The organism is Nostoc sp., assembly GCF_036917615.1.
Classification (GTDB): domain Bacteria; phylum Cyanobacteriota; class Cyanobacteriia; order Cyanobacteriales; family Nostocaceae; genus Nostoc.
Genome location: NZ_JBALCZ010000019.1, coordinates 69,536 through 90,036, shown reverse-complemented (window position 1 = coordinate 90,036; position 20,501 = coordinate 69,536). Strand labels below are relative to the sequence as shown.

Here is a 20,501-nt window from a genome sequence, read left to right as displayed (position 1 = left end):
CAATGCTCACCCGCTCAAACTGCTGAATATTAGCATTGGCATTGTAAGTCGATGCATTAACATTGTAAGTCGATGCAATGCCATTGTAAGTCGATGCATTAACATTGTGAGTTGATGCAATGGCATTGTGAGTTGATGCAATGGCATTGTGAGTCGATGCAATGGCATTGTGAGTCGATACAATGCCATTGTGAGTCGATGCATTAAGTAAGTCGGCGAGAAAAATTCAATGTATATGAACCCACATAAATTTCTAGTAGGGTGTGTTATGCCGTAGGCTAACGCACCTTGATCTGTTGACGATGCCGTACTCTCAGAGATAACGCACCCTACATTTTAATTTATTAACTGAGAGTGTCAAGCTTCACTATCAAACCACCAAGGGTCATTAGTAGTGTTAGTTTTGATCAAAATAGCTTTTTTTCGCATGAACCGTTTCAACGCTGCCGCACCCATGCGTGACCCTCCCAAACCAGAGAATTTAAAGGCGTTTTTCTCTCCCTCATGCATGAGGGCGGTGAGTGCAGCATCGTTGATACTGATGGCACCTGCATCTATCTGGTGGGCAACTTTTAAGGCTTCTGCTTCTGATTCGGCAAACACAGCGGCACTCAATCCATAAATTGAGTCATTCGCTAAAGATACTGCTTCCTCTACTGTGGAAAAAGGCATTACTGGCATAATCGGGCCGAAAGTCTCTTCGGTCATGACTTTCATGGAATGATTAACCTGGGTAAGCACTGTCGGACGACACCACCAACCTCCACCTAAGTCTTCAATTACACCACCACAGTGAATTACTGCTCCCTTTTCAACTGCATCTAGGAGATGGTCACTAATAATGGCTGCTTGTTTTTCGGCGATGATGGGGCCAATTTCTCCACTTTCGACTGTCGGATAGGCTAGCCCAAGGCGATGTGCTTTGGTTACTAGTTGATGGTAAAACTTTTCAAATATCGATTCAGCAACATAAATTCGCTCAATTGAGAGGCATGACTGTCCGCTGTTGACGGCGGAACCCCACAATATTGCTGAGGTTGCTAATTCTAAATTGGCTGATTCTAAAACGATCGCAGGATCTTTTCCCCCTAATTCCAAAAAAGCTGGAATAAACCGTTTAGCAGCAGCTTCTGCTACTTTTCGCCCTGTCGCTACACTGCCTGTAAAACATACCAAATCTACATTTTCAATCAAAATAGAACCGGTTTCGCCTGCTCCTTCAACAAAAGTTAATACATCGCGCAATTTGGGAACGGCGTTGAGTGCTGTTGTCAGTGATGCTACGAAGCGGGGAGCAATTTCACTGGGTTTGACAATGACAGCACAACCCGCCAACAATGCCGGAATGGTATCAATGGTAGACAGCAACAGCGGAAAATTCCACGGACTAATTATCCCAACTAGAGGATAAGGAACGGATGTTTGTTGCAAGGCGATAAATGGAATGGCTGTATTTTTTGCAGATTCTTGCAGCAATTCCGGCGCTAATTTACACCAGCGATCAATGCTAGAGAGGAAGGAATCTATTTCCAATACCGAGGTTGACAATCTTCCCGTATCATTTAGCAAAGCCTCTGTTAAGCGATCGCGCTCGGATAATATGGCTTTTTTCCACTGCTGTAAGGCTTCTATTCTCCCTTCTAAACCCAACTGCTGCCAGCGAACTTGCGCCCTGCGGCTGCGGTTGCATTGCTGTGCCAGCAGCCTTGGAGGCGGCGGGATAATTACGTAGTCAAATTTACCAGTTCGGGGATTGCGGACTTCTATTGGTTTAGTCATTAGTCATTAGTCATTAGTCATTAGTCAAGAGTTATTTATTTTTTATTTCCCTATGCCCAACGCCCCATTAGCCGATTCAAATTATCCCCAGTTTGACTAAGCGCTCAATAGTGGCTTGCTGCGTTTGCAAGAAGTGTTTGCGGTCTACTTCTCCTTCCAGCATAGTATTAGCTGGGTAAAAGTGTGACTGTCGGTAACTTTCGGCATATAGCTCAAACCGTTGGCGCGCAAGTAAATTATTTAACCCTGGTCGGCGGCGATCGCGGCGTAATGCTGCTAGGTCAATCTCTGCGAAAGCTGCCATGCTCTCGCCTGCACCTGTTTCTGCTAAAACGATTCCGCGATGGTCGATGATTTTAGAGCCACCATCAGCCGAAGCAATGGGGATAGCAATATTAGCAATGCCTGCGGTATTGGCTGAAACTACGTATGCAAGATTTTCGACGGCGCGAGTGATTTTTGCCGCGTCTTTGGGCGTGAGGTTTTTGTTGTATACTTCCGAGGTGGAATGCACAAAAATCTCCGCTCCTCGCATCGCCAGACACCGCGCCACTTCTGGATACAAAATTTCTTCTGATGCCAAAGCTGCCAAATTACCGATCGCAGTTTTGGCAACGGGGAAAACTCCTTCCAAACCATAGCAATCGAGATACTTATCCCAAACATCATGGGGGGTGGGAGCAAACAAGGAATTTAGCCGCCGATACCGCAAGACAATTGAGCCAGAGGGGTCAAGAATAAAGCAGGTTTGGAAGTACAATCCGGGAAAGTTGGGGTCAACTTCGTAGGCATTGCCAGCCAAAAAGATTTTATGCTTTTGAGCAATTTTACCAAGTGCTTCATACTCAGCACCAGCCATTTCTATACAGGCTTTTTCTGCCCATCCTGAGAGAGAATCTCCCATCGGGAAACCAGTCAGGAAATATTCTGGCAGGACAATTAAACGACAATCAAAGCCAATGAAAGCGATACTGGCAGCAATTTGTTGAGCTAGGCGGTTGATGGAGTTTTGCATGAGCGATCGCGCTTGGTGGCGTAGGCCTAGCCCGCCTTCGGCATCGCTTGTTTGGTTGACTGCATGACAGGTAATTTGGAGGGCCAAGGCCCGGAACGAGTTAAGATTATCGGTGTTATTGTCCAAAATTCTCTCACCAATTCATAGAATGCGATGCCTTTGGCATCATACAAGTTTATCTGTCAAATGATCTCCAAATAGCCGCACAGCGATTTAGTTGTCTAGACCGCGTTCTGCGATCGCCCGACACACAATTAAATCACGGTTAGGCAAAGCAGCACGCTGATCATCTGGTACGGATTCAGCTTCATCTACCCACTTCAACCAGCAATCCATCAACTTTTCAACTGCTCAAATACATTTGTATTGTTTAAAGCAGGTTGCTACTTAATTATTGTTTGCTTCTTCTGTCTTTGTATAAACTTAATTTAAATGAAGAACTCCTCTTAGAAGAGAGAATGTCAAATTTACCCGATCGCACGGAGTCAAACATCGATAAAGTCTTACTCATTGGAGTGACTGGCGGCACAGGTGGAAATGTCGTTAAGGGATTTCTCGAACAGGGAGTTACCAACCTGCGAGTCATCACTAGAGAAATTGACCTTAATCGTCCAACTCTTGCAAAACTCAACGATGCCAAAGTTGAACTGGTAAAAGCCAATCTCGACGATGAAACCTCCCTCATAGCAGCCTTTACAGGAATTTCGGCTGTTTACTGCCACGCCACTTCTGCGGACTCTCCTAAAATTGACCCGCTAGAGGTGGAGAGGGCAAGGCGAGTTGCACAAGTTGCCAAACAAGCTGACATCAAACACTTTGTCTACAATTCCGCAGGTGGGGCGGATAGGAATTCAGGAATCCCCCGCATTCAGCAAAAGTACCAAGTGGAGCAAATTCTCAAAGAAGCTGGCTTACCGACCACTATGTTGCGAGCTTGCTTGTTTATGGAAGAGTTTTGGAAGAAGTACACGCGACCTTCCATCCTCAAAGGTAGTTTCCCATTTTCCATTCAGCAAGACTTGCCCCTTCATCTAATTACAACGAAGGACATGGGCCGCGTTGCTGCTTACGTAATTAAACATCCCACCAAGTACATCGGTCAAGAAATTGAGTTAGCTGGCGATGTGTTGACTCCACAGCAGATGGCAGAGGCATTCTCCCAAGCGCAGGGGATAAAAGTTATCCATAAAGAGACACCCGCCTGGATTTTCTTACTCCTGCTGCAAAAGGAACTGTTCGATTTGATTCAGTGGTATCGCAAACAAGGTTATCAAGCCGATGTCCAGCGTTTACGAGAAGAGGAGTTTCCTGGACTTCTGACCACATTTAGAGAATTTCTGGCAGAAACCAACTGGGCAAATGCGGAACTCACCTACGAGAGTCTGTGATCGGATTAGTAGACTGTGGCAAAAGTTTGCCTACCTTTAACCAGTTGCTCAGAGCAACTTGTTAAGCCTCTTATCTGGTTAATTGAGATGGTAGCGTTATTTTTGCTGATCGAGTCGGCGCAGCGACAAATCACGAGTAGCCAAAGCATCCCGTGCATCTACTGGCACAGGTTCAGCTATATCTACCCAAGTTAACCAGCGATCGAGTGTTTCATGTGCAACTGTGCGATGTTAGTTCGAGAGTCTCAAAAGTAGGTGTGCCTGTGTAGCACAACCTAACAGGCGATTGAAATAGGCCACATTATTCGTAATGAATCATCGACTTCTTGCATAAATCAAAAATAAGAACCCCCAACCCCTTCCTGCAAGCGGGGAGGGGTTGGGGGTGAGGTGTTAGGGATTTTTGCAAGAGGTCTATTGCCAAAAATTCCTCAGTATGTGCAAATTTGACTTTTCATAGGATGTGAAAAAGTCAGATGTCACTGACACTTTTAAAATACAATACCTGAAATCTGGAAATCATTTTCATCTTGGGAGTGATTCACAAACATCATTAGCGAACATTCCCCCTTTTCCACATCCCATGACTAGTCACCGTGACGGCGTGTAGGAGAGCTTATAGATGCTGCCGCTATAGTCATCCGAGATTAACAAATTACCTTGCTGATCTACTACCATATCCACCGGTCGCCCCCAAAATTGTTGGGTTCCTGCAACTGCCCAACCGCTGACTAAATCTATCTGGTATCCTGGGAGATTTTGGCTACTGTCCCAGGCAAAGTAAGCTACTTTATAGCCGGTTGGCTGCTGGCGATTCCATGAACCGTGCAGCCCCACAACTACCCCATTTGAATACAGGCTGGGAAAGTTCGTATTTTGTAAGAAGGTTAGTCCCAACGGAGCCGAATGCGCTTGGATACCTCTGATAGTCTTATCCATCAGATTGCAATCAACATGTCCATCAGCATTGAACTCATAGTCGCGGTCTAAGGGCATATAGTATAAGTGATTTGGGGTGTCAGGATTGGGGTTACAGAATGGCCAACCGTAGTTGCCGCCGTCTCGGACTCGTGTGAACTCATCTGGTGGGTGGTTGTCTATGTAGGACGGGATAACCTTACCGTAGTTGCCACTGGCATCGTTGAAGGGATAGGCAATATTGTCTCGATTATTAACGGCTACCCAGAGGTCATTTGTGCCAGGGAAGAATGCCAGTCCTTCTGCATTGCGTAAACCTTGGGCAAAAAGCCGCGGATTGCTTCCATCAGCGTTGTACTGGTAAATCGCACCGCGCCGTGGGTTACTGACAGTATCTGCTACGCAGGCGTTGCATGTCGAGGCGATCGACACGTATAGTTTGTGGTTGGCATCGAGTGCGATATTTTTCAGTTCGTGACCGTAAGCACCTCTCAGTTCCGAGGTGCTGCTGTCTGGTAAGCCGCCTACGACAACTTGGCGATTCTGCGCGGTTATGTCTCCAGATTTGTAGATGAAGCGGTTAATTTGATTACTCTCAGAGATATAGACATATGTGGTGCTGTTAATCGTGTGAAACACAATGTCATGCGGTTTGCGTAGATCTGTCACGAAGTTAGAAATAATTGGGTCTTTGTTGCCATTTGACCTGACAATTAGCACTTTACCGGTATCGGGCTGCGATACTAAAAGATCGCCATTGGGAGCAACTGCCATAAAGCGGGCTTTCGGAATGCGAGCATAAACGGAGATGGAGAAGTTGGGCGGCACTCTCAAGTAACGGCTAATATTGAAGGGCGAATAGCTCATTGTATTAGGCACGTTAAGCTTGGTTTCAACAGACGTACCTGGTGGGATGGCCAACGCTGGAGTCGAAAGAACCTCGAAGTTCATCACAGTAGTAAGCAGGGCCAGCAAACTAACTAGCCGCGCAGATACTATCTGTCCGAGCCACTGTCTTGGCTGTAGAGTAAGAATTGACATTTTCAACTTCCTTTTGATGTGAGCAGTAAAATACCTAACTACACTTAAAACTGTGTTTAGAGCCTTAGTTGTAGCCGCCAGAAACGCTTTGACCTGCAAATAGGATGGTTTCGATCTAGGACTAATTGCAATTATGCGTAAGTAAAACAAGTATTTTATTTACTACTTACACTAGTGCTTTGTCAAGCTAGTTTTGAGGTTTTGAGTAAGACTTTAGTCTTTATTTTCCTAAGCACTAAAGTCCTTAAGTCGGCGTTAAGAAATCGACCTATTAACGAAATATCAAGTTAACGAATACTTAAAAAACAGGTCATTACCCAGTTCTCACAAAACTAAATATACCTCTTTTTTATCGTACCAACTTACTTACTACCAACTTTCTTACCCATCAATTCAAACTTGATAGACTACTAGTCAGACTTCCAAAAACTTTTTATTTTTCAATAGAAAAATTATTCAAGGTTTTTTCATTGATTTGGGTAAATTCAGAGAGAGCTTTTTGAAAATTCTGCTAGTTGTGAGATTATGGGGTTGGTAAAAACTTGAGTCTATTTGCCAATAATTTTAGTTAAAATGGATGACTAAAGTTGATTACAGTTAATAGACTCGTCCGAAAACTAAATTGGCATAAACCAAGTAAATAAAATGCTGTCTTTGTTGAATAAAATTATCCTCCATAAGGCTAGTATGGATTAAAAAATCTCTGCTATGGGGCAGAAAATCAAAATCTAACAACGTTATTATTCGCCTATAAACTATTAGCAAGTATATTAAAAATTCATTGCTATCTTGTTTAAAGACATAATAATTGTTGTCTAAAACCATTACAAAAACTGGGTTAAAAATTTCCTGACAAGTCTAATTGTGACCGAATATCTTTGAATTGCAGGTTTGATTGATTAATATTGCTCTTGCTAGATTTAACTAGCATATATAGAACTCAGGTTTGATTAATGAAAATCCTTTAAGATAAAAGCTTTGCTGGACAAAGGTTTTAGTCTCAGGATGCTGATCATTATTGAACTCTGATTCGTATGTTTGGTTACATCCTATTGAGATAAAAGTGAAACGTAACTCGTATATTCACTAGTATTTAAATTTTATTGAAAAAATTGTTTTGGGTAAATTTACGTTAGTAAATTTACGTTAGCTAAAATTTCATATGATGTTTTAGCAAAAAGTGGCGATACTCAAATACAAGTTATTGTTAGCTTACTGACATCAGTTATCTATCTTCGTCCTTGTTTTTAGCTAAAGGTATTGAGTGTATAACTTTATTTATTCACGCCCACTTACTATTTAATTATGGGCGATTCCTCTTTACCTGAGAATTACTAATAGAAAATCCCCGACGCGTGGGTTTAAGACTAGCTAACTCCACCTGAAAACTTACTTTGTCGCTTATTTCCCCGCTTCTCGCTTCCAAAGTCCAATTACCAGGACGCATCTCCCAAAATAAAGAATTAACTAACTGTGTATCTAGCTTTTCACCATTCAGCCACCACTCTACAGGCAGAGATTTATTTCCCACTAGCTTAAATTCGAGTTTTTGCTTTGTTTCTTCACCTGGATATAATAAGAATAAATCGCCATGATGCGGAGATAAAATTCTCAAATTGGTAGAAGTAAAATTTGATTGCTGTTGTTTTGCCAACCACTCATCATATTCTGGTGGCAAATTGAATTGATTTTCACCTTCGTAGTTACTTTTATCTTCAGGATAGAAATATTCCTGTACCACTGAGGTACAATCTGGTGTTGGTCGTAATCCAGAAATTGCACAAACAGGTAGTTGCACTAAACCTTCTGGAGATGGAAAACCTGCTGGTTCTTGATGTTCGTGTAGGTGTAACATAATCCGATTCCACAAAGGTGCAGCCCCTGTAACGCCTGAAACTTGTCGCATCGGTTCGCCGTTGAAATTACCTACCCAAGTAGCGACGGTGTAATCCGAAGTGAAGCCAACCGTCCAAGTATCACGAAAATTGGAAGAAGTGCCAGTTTTAACAGCACTGGGAAAGGGTAAATTTAATACAGAGTCTACACCAAATGCTGTTGCACGAGCATGGCTGTCACTGAGTATATTGGTGATTAATTGCCATATCGTCGTCGAATTTTGGATTTTAGGTTGCACCAAAGGTGGGCTTTCAGCGCAACTTGGATTTTGGATTGGGGAATTGGAAAATGTGCTTACTAAAGGGGTAGCATCTCCTTGTCGTGCTATGGTTAGGTAGGCACGGGCTAATTCCCAGAGACTGACTTCGCCACTACCTAAAGTCAAACCCAAACCATAGTGTTCTGGGGTTTGATTGAGGTGTTCAAATCCTACTTGATGCAGTCGTTCTAAAAAAGTTTCCACACCTACTTTTTCTAACACCCGCACTGCGGGGACATTTAGAGAATTTGCTAAAGCGATTCGCACCCGCACTGGGCCAAGAAAGCGTTCGGTGTAATCTGTGGGGCTGTAAAGTTTCGCGCCGGGAATGGCGTAATGGGCAGGTACATCTGCCAAAATAGTATTTGGGCGAATTAAACCTTTTTCTAAAGCTAATTCATACACAAAAGGCTTGAGAGTAGATCCTGGTTGACGTAGCGCTTGCACTCCATCATTACGTCCCAATTTGGCTTCATTAAAGTAGTCAGGCGAACCGACATAAGCCAAAACTTCACCAGTGTGGTTGTCAATTACCAACGCAGCTGCATCATGGACATTGTTCGCGGCTAGGGAAGAAATTACCTGCTGCACCTGTGCTTCGACAAACTGCTGTAAAGGACGATTTATAGTCGTGCGAATAACAGATTCATCCCCCCAACCCCCGCCAGTTGCAACAAGAGTGGCTCGCCGCCCAACGCACTGGCTCCCCTTAAAAAGGGGGGCTTGATTCCCCGTTTTGTAAGGGGGGCTAGGGAGGATGTGATTGGCTAACCAAAATAAAAAGTGTGGTGCGGCGATAATCCCCCGTTGGCGAGATTGAAAGACAACTTTTTCGGTGTGTGTTCGCTCTGCGTTCGTTGGAGACGTTGGCGCAGCCATCGCCCCACTGATATACTCATCACGTACCATACGATTGAGGACGTATTTTTGTCGCTGCTTCAGCCGTTCCCAATGCTCATAAGGATTAAAGTATGTGGGATTATTGGGAATAGCAGCCAACAAACTAGCTTGAGCAAGATTTAATTCACTAGCTGGGATGGAAAAATAAGTCCGCGCAGCTGCTTCCACACCATATATATTGCCTCCCATTGGCAGGCGATTGATATATGCAGAAAGAATTTCATCTTTATTCATCCCTGCTGTTAACCGCCAAGATAGCCAAACCTCACTCAGTTTACCAGAGAAGTTACGGGGGACGGGATCTAACATCCGCGCCAACTGCATAGTAATAGTGGAAGCGCCGGAAACAATTCCTTTGGCGTGGATGGCTTCTTTGCTGGCGCGGACAACAGCTTTCATGTCCAACGCCCCGTGATGGTAAAAGCTACCATCTTCGGCGGCTAAAATGGCATGGATAAACTGGGGCGAAACCTGATTTAGTGATACTACTGATGTATGTTCTTGGTCACGAGTGAGCAATGTTCCTAATGGTAAACCATTGCGATCGCTAAATTGCATTGCCAACTGATTTTGGGTAATATCTGCGCTACGAATGGGCGCGAAATAAGGCAGTAGGCGTATAAATAGGCTGATTAACAGCACAGCCAGGATAACTTTACTAGTTTGACGCAGTTTGTGCTTAATTTTAGTTAGCGATCGTGAAATTAGTTTCATCAGGGAATCCCCTGTCTAAGAAAACTTATTTTAATTTTGACGCAGCGATTACATCTACATCAGTAAATATATCAAATTCTTAATAATTCATTGTTCATCACTTAGCAGATGTCAATTAATCTTTGCGAAATTTAAATACTTCTTTATAGTTAAGAATTGAGTCATTTTTGCAAGAATTATACTGGATTAGTTATCTATGTAAATAAACATACGTTAAATCCACAATTTGAGTACAAATAACTAGTTATCTTGCGTCCTTTATTAATCTTGGTGTTGCCCACTGATGAGGGAATGCAAATTTTTCTTTGCTATTATTTAGGAATTTTTTATTTTGAATTACGAGAAAGATGATGATCAGAGTTTTACTGCGTTTCTACCATGAAATAATCTATCGCGTTTTTGGCGGTAGCCTGCGGCAAGCCAAAGCGTCTACGCTAAAAAAAATTGGATATTCTTCAAGCCGTAAGCGAACAATACAGTTTCTTTTTATCTTTACATTTATACTAGCGATCGCAGGGTGTAATTTCTTTGGGATCAACTCAAGTAAAGAACAACTCCCAACAGTTTCTCCACTCACGCCGCCGAAATTACCAGACTGGATTGAACAAATTAGTCCCATTGGGGATGCAAAATCTCTTAACCAAATCCGCATCCGCTTTAAAGAAGCTTTAATACCAGTTGAAAGTCTTGACAGTCCTGAACAGCAGAAATTATTACAAAAATTTGCACTTTTGCCGCCTTTACCCGGTCAATTTCGCTTTTTGACACCGCGTATGGTAGGATTTGAAGCTGATAAAGCATTACCAATAGCGACAAGATTTCAAGTCACTCTCAAAGCAGGTTTAGCCGATTTAAAAAATCATCGCCTAGACAAAGATTTACCTTGGACTTTCAATACCGAATCTATCAACTTGACTAATTTACCGGGTGTTAATCCCATTGAGAAGGCTGATGTTGAACCAATTGATTTACAACAGAAGTTACAGTTTACTTCCAATGTAGAATTGGATTTAGCTTCTGTGCAAGAACATTTACAGTTAATTCCTGAAGGTAAAAATAAAGGTACAGGTTTTAAAGTCGAATTAAACAAAGAAGAAAAACCATTAGAAGATGAAGAACCTTTAGAAAAATTTGACCCTTCAGTACGCAATTGGATTTATAATCTCATCCCCCAGCAAAATCTCGAAAAAGCAACTCGTTATCGGCTAGTATTTGCGCCAGGAATACGTCCTGCTTATGGCAATTTACCTGCAGAGAAAGAATTTGCCAGTAAGTTAGCAACTTATTCACCTTTAGCATTTCAGAAAATTAACTTTTATGGACAGCCAGATGCAGGTGGAACTTTTGGAAGATTTCTTAAAGGCAGTCCGCAGCTAGAATTTAATAATGTCTTATTAGCAGATTCAGCTAAAGAAAATATCACTATTAATCCAGCCCCAAAAGCCATTTCGAGAATTCTACAAATAAATGATGAAGATAAAATTGTCGGCATCAATCCTTATGCGCTAGAACCTGCCAAGACTTATATAATTACTATCGGTGCTAATCTCAAAGATAAGTTTGGGCAAACTTTGGGTAAACCTGTCACAGTTAAATATGATACTGGAGATTTAGCTGGGGATATCTGGGTACCATCAGATTTGAATATTTTCCCCACAGGTAAAGATTTACAGTTAAATATTAGTACGGGAAATTTGCCAGAATCTAAGTACAAAGCAGCTTATCGAGCAGTTAAACCGACAGATTTGGTTTATTTTAATAATAGTAATGATTTATTACCAAAACCTTCTGATTGGCAAAGCTTTAAGGTATCGGCTAAGAAAAATCAATCAGTTGATATTGCTGTTCCTCTCCGGGAAAAAATAAGTTCTACTACGGGAATGTTAGCTTATGGAGTGCAAGCCCGCACTAATAAATATCAGGAGAATGGTAAGGAACTGTGGCGTGAACCTACAACTTATGGCTTGGTTGAATTGACGAATTTGGGCGTATTTACTCAGTGGTTTGCTGAATCAGGCTTAATTCGCGTCAATCATCTTACAGATGGTTCACCAGTTAAAAATAGCGCTATTGAAATTTATCAATCAAAATTACAGGCAAAATCTCGCCCAGAACCTGTACCTTGTGCAACGGGTAAAACTGATGAAAATGGAACTTTTAGAATTGTTCGTGAAGGATTACAGCAATGTTATTCTGGGAATGAAACCTCTAGTAAATCACCACAATTATTAGTAATAGCCCGTGAAAATCAAGATTGGGCATTTACTAGAACAGAAGAATATAGCGGCGTTTATGGATATGGTATTGATGCAGGTTGGCAAGATGGTAAACCCGAATCACGCGGAGTAATTTTCTCAGACAGACAGTTGTATCAACCAGGCGAAAAAGCTTGGTTAACTGGTTTTTCTGACTATTTCCAAAATGGTACAATCCAGCAAGATAAAAATGCTGTTTACCAATTAACTTTGGTAAATCCTGATGGACAAAAGACCAATTTAGGTACGCAAACTACAAATGAATTTGGCACATTTTCTCTGGAACTGCCAATCAAGACTACTCAGCGCTTAGGCTACCATACAATCCAGGCTAAGGGTAAGAACGGGCAAGAAATTTCTGGCGAATTTCGGGTAGCTGAGTTTAAACCACCCAACTTTAAAGTCGAACTAAACTTAGATAAAGAATTTGCTCTCATTGACGAGAAAGTTGATATTAATGCTAAAAGTAGTTATTTATTTGGTGCGCCTGTAGAAGGTGGAGAAGCAAAATACTTTATTACTCGCCAGCAGGCTAATTTTATTCCTAAAGGTTGGGAGGAATTTACTTTTGGAAGGCAATGGTTGTGGCCGGAGGAAACTCCTACTATATCTAGTGATGTATTGCAGACTAATGCCCAACTAGATGCTAACGGGACAACTAGGCAAACGGTAACAGTGGCTAAGGATTTACCATATCCAATGACTTACCGAGTCGATGTGCAAGTTGCAGATGTTTCTAATCTGTCTGTAGCCAATTCCAAAACTTTTATAGCCCTACCAAGTAATCGCCTCATCGGGTTAAAAAGCAATTTTATCGCTGATGCTGGTAAAGCTTTTCCAATTGAAGTGATTGTTACTGACCCTACAGGAAAACCAATAACAGGTCAACGGGTGCGCCTGGAATTACAACAGATTAAATATAGCAGCGTCACGCAGTTGGTGGAAGGTAGCCGAACACCAAAAAATCAAGTTGAATATAAAACAGTAGGACAAGCAGAAATTACATCTGCTAGCAATCCGCAATCGGTAAATTTAACAGCGCCGGAATCTGCTTCATATCGGATTAGAGTTAATTTTAGCGATGCCAAAAGCGAATTAAGTGCCACAGATTTACAAATTTGGGCAACTGGAGGAAATCCTGTATTTTGGGGTTCTAGAGAACAAGATGTCTTAGAAGTTAAATTAGATAAAAAAGAGTTTAAACCGGGCGAAACTGCTACTGCACTAATTCAATCTCCCTATCCAGACGCAGAATTATACTTTGCTGTGATTAAAGACAAACCCCTTTATCAGCAGATTACCAAAGTTCAGGGAGGGACACCAAAAATCCAGTTTCAAGTCACACCAGAAATGCTGCCCAATGCAGCCATCGAAGCTGTATTAGTAAGGCAAGGTAAACCGATAAACCAAGTGGAAGCAGGGAGTTTAGATAACTTGGTGAAGATTGGTTTTACACCTTTTAAAGTTAAATTAGAAGATAAGTATTTAAAACTGCAAGTTAAGCCAGTGCAAGCATCATTAGAACCTGGTGCAGAGGAAACGGTACAGCTAGAACTGAAGGACAATCAAGGAAACCCCACCAAAGGACAGTTTACAGTCATGGTGGTAAATGAGGCAGTGCTACAACTTTCTGGTTATCGTCCGCCAGATTTGGTGAATACAGTTTATGCAGAACAGCCAATATCTACCCGCTTTAGCGATAATCGACCGGATGTAATATTACAACCACAAGATGTAGCTAAACCCAAAGGTTGGGGTTATGGCGGTGGTTTCTCAACTGGTGCAGCCAATACTCGTACCCGCACCGATTTTAAAGCCTTAGCTTACTACAACGGTTCTGTCCTCACCGATGCAAATGGTAATGCACAGATAACCTTTAAATTGCCGGATGACTTAACTACATGGCGGGTGATGGCTGTCGCCACCGATGGAAATCTGCGTTTCGGGAATGGGGACGCGACGTTTATCACCACCAAGCCACTGCTAACTAATGCCATCTTGCCACAATTTGCCCGTCCAGGCGATCGCATCCTTGCTGGTTTATCCGTGACTAACAACACTGGGAATACAGGAAATCTCTCAATTAATGGCGAACTTAGCGGTACAGTTAAATTTGCCGAGAAAAACCCCACAGCTACTGCTTTGCAAACCAAAGCTGAATCTGCAACTCATGCTTATCGCTTTCCAATGGTGGCGGATAGTGTGGGAGTTGGTAAAGTTCGCTTTACCACTCAGCTAAATGGTACAGCCGCAGATGCTTTTGAAGTACCTTTGGAAATTAAGCCAATTGAAATTACAGAACAAGTCGTTGAAACTGGTGTAATCCCCCCAACTCCCCTTACCAAAGGGGGGGATAAGGTGAAGATTCCCCTGAATGTTGATAAAAATACCTTCCCTGATGCGGGAGGTTTAGATATTCAGTTGGCGAGTACTTTGATACCGGAGATTCAAGCACCAGCAAAGCAGGTTTTAGAAGATAATGATTTGCCATTTACAGAACCGGCCGCGAGTCAGTTAATGATTGCGGCTAATCTGCAAAATCTTACACAAAAATATGGTCAGACATTTGCAGAATTTAATCCCACCCAACAAGCAAATCAATCAATTGAAAAATTAAAAAAACTTCACCTGGCAGATGGTGGTTTTGCAGCTTTTCCCAGACAAGAAAAATCCGACCCTTGGGTTTCTTCTTATGCGGGTGAATCTTTAGCTAAAGCCAGTCAGGTATTCCCTAATTTAATCGATTCTGCAATGGTGTCTGGACTGAAAGCTTATTTGCCAAAACTTCTGGCGAATCCCGGAGAATACGAGTTTTGCAAACAACTACTCTGTAAAAGACAACTGCAACTTAATGCTTTAATCGCCCTAGCAGAATTGGGAGATAAACGCAATACTTTTCTCGCAGATATTTATGAACAGCGCAATAATTTTGATGTAGTAACTCAAATTAAACTAGCGCGATACTTATCTCAATTCCCAGAATGGCAAGACGAATCTCAACAACTGGTAAGCAAGCTACAACAGAATATATATGAAACTGGTCGCACAGCAGTTGTAAGTTTACCACCTAGTTGGGGATGGATGAGTTCATCTACCACGACGCAAGCGCAAGCTTTACGCTTATTTATTGCCAAGCAGAGTAAACCCGAAGTTATAGATAAGTTATTCCAAAGTCTTCTCGCATTGCGACGGAATGGCACATGGCAAACTAACTATAATAATGCCCAAGCATTAACAGCTTTGGTAGATTATAGTCAACTGCAACCCACGCCGCCTAATTTTGTTGCCACAGTGCAATTAGCTAGTAAGAAGTTAGGAGAAAATCGCTTTGATGGCTACAAAAATCCTAGCTTACAAATGAATATGCCGATGAATCAATTACCTCGTGGTCGTAATGATTTAATACTGCAAAAGTCAGGCAATGGGACTTTACACTATCTGGTTGCTTATAATTATCGCTTACAAGGAAATCAACCAGGTAGGTTTAACGGTTTACGCATAACGCGAGAAATTAGTCAAGTAAATGAAGAGAAAGTTTTGCAAAAAACAGGTCTTTACGCTTTCGATAAACCCTTGACTTTAGCCTCTGGACAGGTGTTTGATATTGGTTTAGAAATCATCGCCGATCATCCTGTGGATCATGTGGTGATTAAAGATCCGCTACCATCAGGTTTTGAGGCGGTGGATGCGAGTTTTCAAACTACCACAGCTGCATTACAAGCAAAAGCCGATAGCTGGGAACTTGGCTTTAAGAATGTGTATCGCGATCGCATTATCGCCTACGCCGACCACCTGGAACCAGGAGTGTATAGTCTGCATTACTTAGTCCGTTCTGTTACTCCTGGTACATTTTCTTGGCCTGGTGCCCAAGTTTACTTGCAATATGCACCAGAAGAATTTGGGCGTACTGCTGAGTCTACATTGATACTTGAGGATGGGAAGTAGTAAATATGAGCAATGCTTAGGTTGGGCTATTCGGCGTCGCACGACTTTTACTGTAATCAAGTACAATCAAGCTAATCACGGTAAGATTCACTCTGTTTAGCTTGGATAAATCCCAAGAGTTAATACTAACTAAATTAGGAGAAGGGCTACTTGCTATAACTCCATCTTTGGGAGCAACTTTAGCAGAAGCTTGTGCAGTGTGTTTAGAAAATCAAGGTCATTTGCAGGGTGTAGTACTCACAGTTAATGGAGACTTTAACACTACCTTCAGGCTATATTGGCAACCTGTTACACAGCAAATCCTGCGCTGCTGGAATCATGAAGAGTTCACCACAGAACAAGCAGCCTATGGTATTGCCTTTATGCTCATCAGACAATTAACTGAGTTTACCGTGATTGAGCGATCGCGTAAAGGCACTGGATTTGATTATTGGTTAGGTAGCGAAGATGAAGCAGGTGAACTTCCGTTTCAAAATAAAGTCCGGTTGGAAGTTTCAGGTATACGTAAAGCAGATGATAGCAGGGTTAGAGCTAGAGTTAAACAAAAAATCGAGCAAACTAATCCTTCAGATGGCACATTTCCTGCCTACATTATTATTGTTGAATTTAGCAGACCCCTATCTTTTATTGTGGAAAAATGAATCAGATTCAGGAGTTGCATAAACAGGCAATGGATTTGGCCGAAGCAGCCTTTACTGCTAAACTCAGAGGAGACTTAAAGCAAGCCAATCAAGTTTCTCGACAAGCGTTTGACAAAGAATCTCAAGCTGCTGCACTGATTGCCAATGAACTTGATGCTGAACCAACTCGTTCAGTGTTACATCGTAGCGCTGCAACTCTTGCAATTGAATGTGGTGAATTGCAAGCAGCAGAACGTTTAATTGCGATTGCATTATCAGGAAATCCACCCCAAGAAATTGCCCAAGAATTGAAAGATTTATTCATTAAAATAAATTTACGCCCATATTTAGAACGTCACGGGCTTACTTTTGATGAGGAAAAATTGAGGAATCTAATAGTAGATAAACAAGGTATTTGAAAGACAGTTGATGCCTACGGCGGGCTACGCCTATGCAATACTACAACATCAACAAAAAAAGCGATCGCTTTTTTCTTGTGAATTCTTGCAAGATATAAATATTGAGTCTTAAACAGGATCACAACTTGATACCCTATCGGCTTCTCTAATGACTGCAACTGATGAAGAATTATCCTCATCTGGCATCACGATCATTCCCCCACTGGGGGCCACGGACAACATTTCCATCGGGCATAGTGGTGTGCCAAATCAAATTCATGCCTCGACAGATAAGACCGCTACTGATGTGGGCACCTTCAAAGTCAGTATAAGCGACAATAGCACGCTCGAAAGAACCGATTTGAACTCCACGAAATCCAGCACCACAGGCGTTCATGTAATCCAAGTTAGTTCCCCGCAAATCAGCATCGAAGAAGCCACTTTGCTCCAAGTTAGCAGCACGCAAATTGGCATCACGAATTATCCCTTTAACCAAATTACAACCACGCATGAAAATTCCTCCCAAATCGGCTCCAGTCAGATCGACTCCAGTCAGGTAGACATAAGGGAAGTAAGCTCCTCGCAAGTTGATATCTCGCAAAACCACACCGTCAAGATCAATCCCTGGACTACTATACTTGGAACTGGAGGAAGGCCAGCCAGAATAAACCAATTCAATTCCAGCAAAGTTACGTTCCCCGTCAGCGTAACGCTCCAACAATTCTTCGGGAGTTATTTTCCAAACCATAGTTTAACCTCTAATTACTTTAGGACTTACGCAGAAGAGATCCCCCAACCCCCTTAAAAAGGGGGCTTTTCAGATCCCCCCTTTTTTAAGGGGGGTTAGGGGGGATCGAGGTTTCAGGTTTTCAGTGCGTAAGTCCTATACTTAACACAACTTCAGTTTGCCTTCCCCAGTGAGTGGCAATTGCGACTCAATCTTACTCTTCAAATCACCACCTTATATAGCGCGATCGCTCGTTTGTATGCAATAGACTCTGATCTCACTTCCATTCCTCTCTCCTTTTAGGAGAGAGGCTTTGAGGTTTACTCCCGTTCCCTTGTAGGGAAGGGGTTGGGGGTTAGGTTTGTATTGAACTCAACTCAGAAGCGCTATAGTCTGTACTACTTCTTCAATTTTTCAGACTTTACAACTACCCATTGCGTCACACCCGCCATTGCTCGCCAGCCCAAAAATTTCCCAATAGGTTCAGCCCGTTGAATCGCAATACGAGTTAAATCGCCACCGACTCGTTCATGCCATTGAAATAAAGTTTGCTCACCCTCTACCGTCACCACATTTGCCACCAAACGCCCACCCGATCGCAGTGCTTCCCAACAAACATCAAAAAGTCCCGTTGCTGTCACGCCACCACCAATAAAAATGGCATCTGGTGCTGGCAAATCTTTCAGGGCATGGGGCGCTTTACCTTCAATGATTTGCAGATTTGGAGTACCGAGAGTGGCAGCATTATCAGCAATATATAGTAGTCTAGAAGAATTTTGTTCGATCGCGATCGCCCGACACCGAGCATGGCTTCGTATCCATTCGATAGAAATTGAGCCGCAACCCGCGCCCACATCCCACAATAATTCTCCCGGTGTGGGAGCCAAAGCTGCTAAGGTGATTGCCCTAACTTCACGTTTAGTTAACTGTCCATCGTGGTGGTAGGCGTTATCTGGTAGTCCTGGTAATCTTGGTAAAGGAATAACCCCAGCATCAGCAATACAATAAACTGCGATCACATTCAAAGCAGCAACTTCAGTTTCACTCCAGGATGCAGCCGTACCTTTCACAATTCTTTCATGAGTGCCGCCCATACGCTCCAATACGGTGATTTTGCTGCCACCATAGCCGCGATTTGTCAAAATTCCGGCAACAATGGCGGGTGTGTCCTTCCCTTCACTCAAAATCAAAAGCCTAGCTTTCGGATAGATGTAAGACTGGAGTATGGAGGATGGACGACCATTCAAACTCAAGGTTTCTACCTCAGTTAAAGACCATCCAACCCTGGCACAGGCGAGGCTGAAGGCTGAAGGTGCGGGAATAATCGTCATTTCTGAGACAGGAATTCGCCGCATCAAGGTAACACCAATGCCGTAACACATAGGATCGCCGCTTGCCAGTACGCAGATTGACTGACCCCGACGCTGGATGATTTCGTCAATTGAAGCACTAATGGGAGATGTCCAGACTAGTTTCTCACGTTGGTCATCTGTAGGGAGCATTGCTAAATGGCGATCGCCTCCCACAATTACTTTAGCTTGATCGACTAGGGAACGAGCGATCGCGCTTAACCCCTGTAAACCATCTTCCCCAATGCCGACGATAGAAAGCCATTTCTCTGTCATGCTAATTCATGATTAATAATTATTACTTCATAATTAAGACTTGACGCTAATTCTAATTCTGAATTATTCCGTCAATTTTGGTAAGCTGTTCTACTTTTAACTTGCATAATTAGGGCGCTCATGTTGCCCACCCTACAAAACTTTGATTAAATTTAGATATGCAAACTAGATGTGGAACAGCTTAGGATATAGTTATCCTTCACTCTTTAGCTCAAGTTGCTATTTTACTGGCAATTACAAACAAGTAATCTCCTAGATTATTTTCATACTTCTTGATAATCTCGGTAATCCGTCCTGTGTTAATATCTGCTGCTAGCCTTTGACACCCTGCGGCGATTTCATCCGCATAAGCTAGCAAAGCAAATGTAGAAATTCCAGAGCGGACATTCTCATCTAAATATATTTCAGGACGATGTTTTCCACTATATAAAAATAGGTCTTGCAAGTTTTCAGAAATATAATAATGTTCGATATCTACTGAGTTAAAACCTGCCTCATTCAGAGCATATTTGACCTTTTTTAAACTTGGCATCTGTTCAGCAGATTTATGTATAGCCTCTGGAAAATATTCGACTAACCAATATTTGCTCATTTGCTCCGGTGTGGCAGTAAACAATACAAAAGGATCAGCCGCCAAGACCCGATAAATCTTCCGAAAAGCAGGACTTAGTGCAGCAAAATGATGTATTGCTAGCGTGCAGAACACACCTGAAAAAGTCCCATCAGCATAAGGTAAAGCCTCAGCTTCTGCAACTTCCCAAGCTACAGTATTATTCTTATTCGTAGCAGCATCAATCATCTGTTTTGATTGGTCTACTCCATGCCAAACACCACCGTGTTTTGCTAAAGCTAGCGTGTAATTTCCTGTGCCACACGCCACATCAAGATACCAAGAATCTGATTTGATTTGGAGGTGAACAGCTAATCGGTTAGCAATATCAGGGTCAGCGCGACGAGTCAAATCATAGCCTTTACCAATTTGCTTATAAACAGCCATTTGTTTGAGTTTGTGACGAATTTT

At 42.4% G+C, this 20,501-nt stretch carries 12 protein-coding genes; 4 read left to right on the top strand and 8 right to left on the bottom strand.

All coding sequences use genetic code 11. The annotated features are described in order from the left end of the window. Positions 1-357: 357 nt before the first annotated feature. From V7K85_RS05925 to V7K85_RS05915, 3 genes are all read right to left on the bottom strand, one after another. A complete protein-coding gene (locus V7K85_RS05925; protein ID WP_334811744.1) occupies positions 358-1,779 on the bottom strand; it encodes an aldehyde dehydrogenase family protein in 1,422 nt (473 codons plus the stop codon). 76 nt (positions 1,780-1,855) lie between these two features. Next, positions 1,856-2,920 (bottom strand): nitrilase-related carbon-nitrogen hydrolase, encoded by a 1,065-nt coding sequence (locus tag V7K85_RS05920; protein ID WP_334811742.1) that lies wholly within the window; start codon positions 2,918-2,920, stop codon positions 1,856-1,858. 87 nt (positions 2,921-3,007) lie between these two features. Beyond that, positions 3,008-3,130, bottom strand: a complete 123-nt coding sequence (locus V7K85_RS05915; protein ID WP_334811740.1) for a hypothetical protein — start codon at positions 3,128-3,130, stop codon at positions 3,008-3,010. Between the two features lie 122 nt (positions 3,131-3,252). Between V7K85_RS05915 and V7K85_RS05910 the strand changes: the two genes are divergently transcribed. Then, positions 3,253-4,182 carry an NmrA family NAD(P)-binding protein gene (locus V7K85_RS05910; protein WP_334811738.1) on the top strand — a complete coding sequence of 310 codons (930 nt, stop codon included), beginning with the start codon at positions 3,253-3,255 and terminating at the stop codon, positions 4,180-4,182. Between the two features lie 591 nt (positions 4,183-4,773). On the opposite strand, the gene V7K85_RS05905 is transcribed toward V7K85_RS05910, so the two are convergent. Then, the gene (locus V7K85_RS05905; RefSeq protein WP_334811736.1) at positions 4,774-6,141 is read right to left on the bottom strand and encodes a PQQ-dependent sugar dehydrogenase; all 1,368 of its coding nucleotides are present in this window, start codon (positions 6,139-6,141) and stop codon (positions 4,774-4,776) included. A 1,303-nt stretch (positions 6,142-7,444) separates the two neighbouring features. After that, positions 7,445-9,910 carry a penicillin-binding protein 1C gene (locus V7K85_RS05900; protein WP_334811734.1) on the bottom strand — a complete coding sequence of 822 codons (2,466 nt, stop codon included), beginning with the start codon at positions 9,908-9,910 and terminating at the stop codon, positions 7,445-7,447. A 347-nt stretch (positions 9,911-10,257) separates the two neighbouring features. On the opposite strand from V7K85_RS05900, the gene V7K85_RS05895 reads away from it, so the two are divergent. From V7K85_RS05895 to V7K85_RS05885, 3 genes are all read left to right on the top strand, one after another. Beyond that, positions 10,258-16,110 (top strand): alpha-2-macroglobulin family protein, encoded by a 5,853-nt coding sequence (locus tag V7K85_RS05895; protein WP_334811733.1) that lies wholly within the window; start codon positions 10,258-10,260, stop codon positions 16,108-16,110. Positions 16,111-16,211: 101 nt separating this feature from the next. Beyond that, positions 16,212-16,751 carry a hypothetical protein gene (locus V7K85_RS05890; RefSeq protein WP_334811731.1) on the top strand — a complete coding sequence of 180 codons (540 nt, stop codon included), beginning with the start codon at positions 16,212-16,214 and terminating at the stop codon, positions 16,749-16,751. After that, positions 16,748-17,149, top strand: a complete 402-nt coding sequence (locus V7K85_RS05885) for a hypothetical protein (protein WP_334811729.1) — start codon at positions 16,748-16,750, stop codon at positions 17,147-17,149. Before V7K85_RS05890 ends, V7K85_RS05885 begins: the two co-directional genes overlap by 4 nt. 175 nt (positions 17,150-17,324) lie before the next feature. On the opposite strand, the gene V7K85_RS05880 is transcribed toward V7K85_RS05885, so the two are convergent. The 3 genes from V7K85_RS05880 to V7K85_RS05870 all read right to left on the bottom strand — a co-directional run bounded on the left by V7K85_RS05880 (position 17,325) and on the right by V7K85_RS05870 (position 20,477). Beyond that, entirely contained in the window at positions 17,325-17,876 is a 552-nt protein-coding gene (locus V7K85_RS05880; RefSeq protein WP_334811727.1) for a pentapeptide repeat-containing protein, read from the bottom strand. A 377-nt stretch (positions 17,877-18,253) separates the two neighbouring features. Continuing rightward, on the bottom strand, positions 18,254-19,480 hold the full coding sequence (gene cbiE / locus V7K85_RS05875) for a precorrin-6y C5,15-methyltransferase (decarboxylating) subunit CbiE (protein WP_334811725.1): 1,227 nt from the start codon (positions 19,478-19,480) through the stop codon (positions 18,254-18,256). Between the two features lie 211 nt (positions 19,481-19,691). Next, positions 19,692-20,477, bottom strand: a complete 786-nt coding sequence (locus V7K85_RS05870; protein ID WP_334811723.1) for a class I SAM-dependent methyltransferase — start codon at positions 20,475-20,477, stop codon at positions 19,692-19,694. Positions 20,478-20,501: the final 24 nt, after the last annotated feature.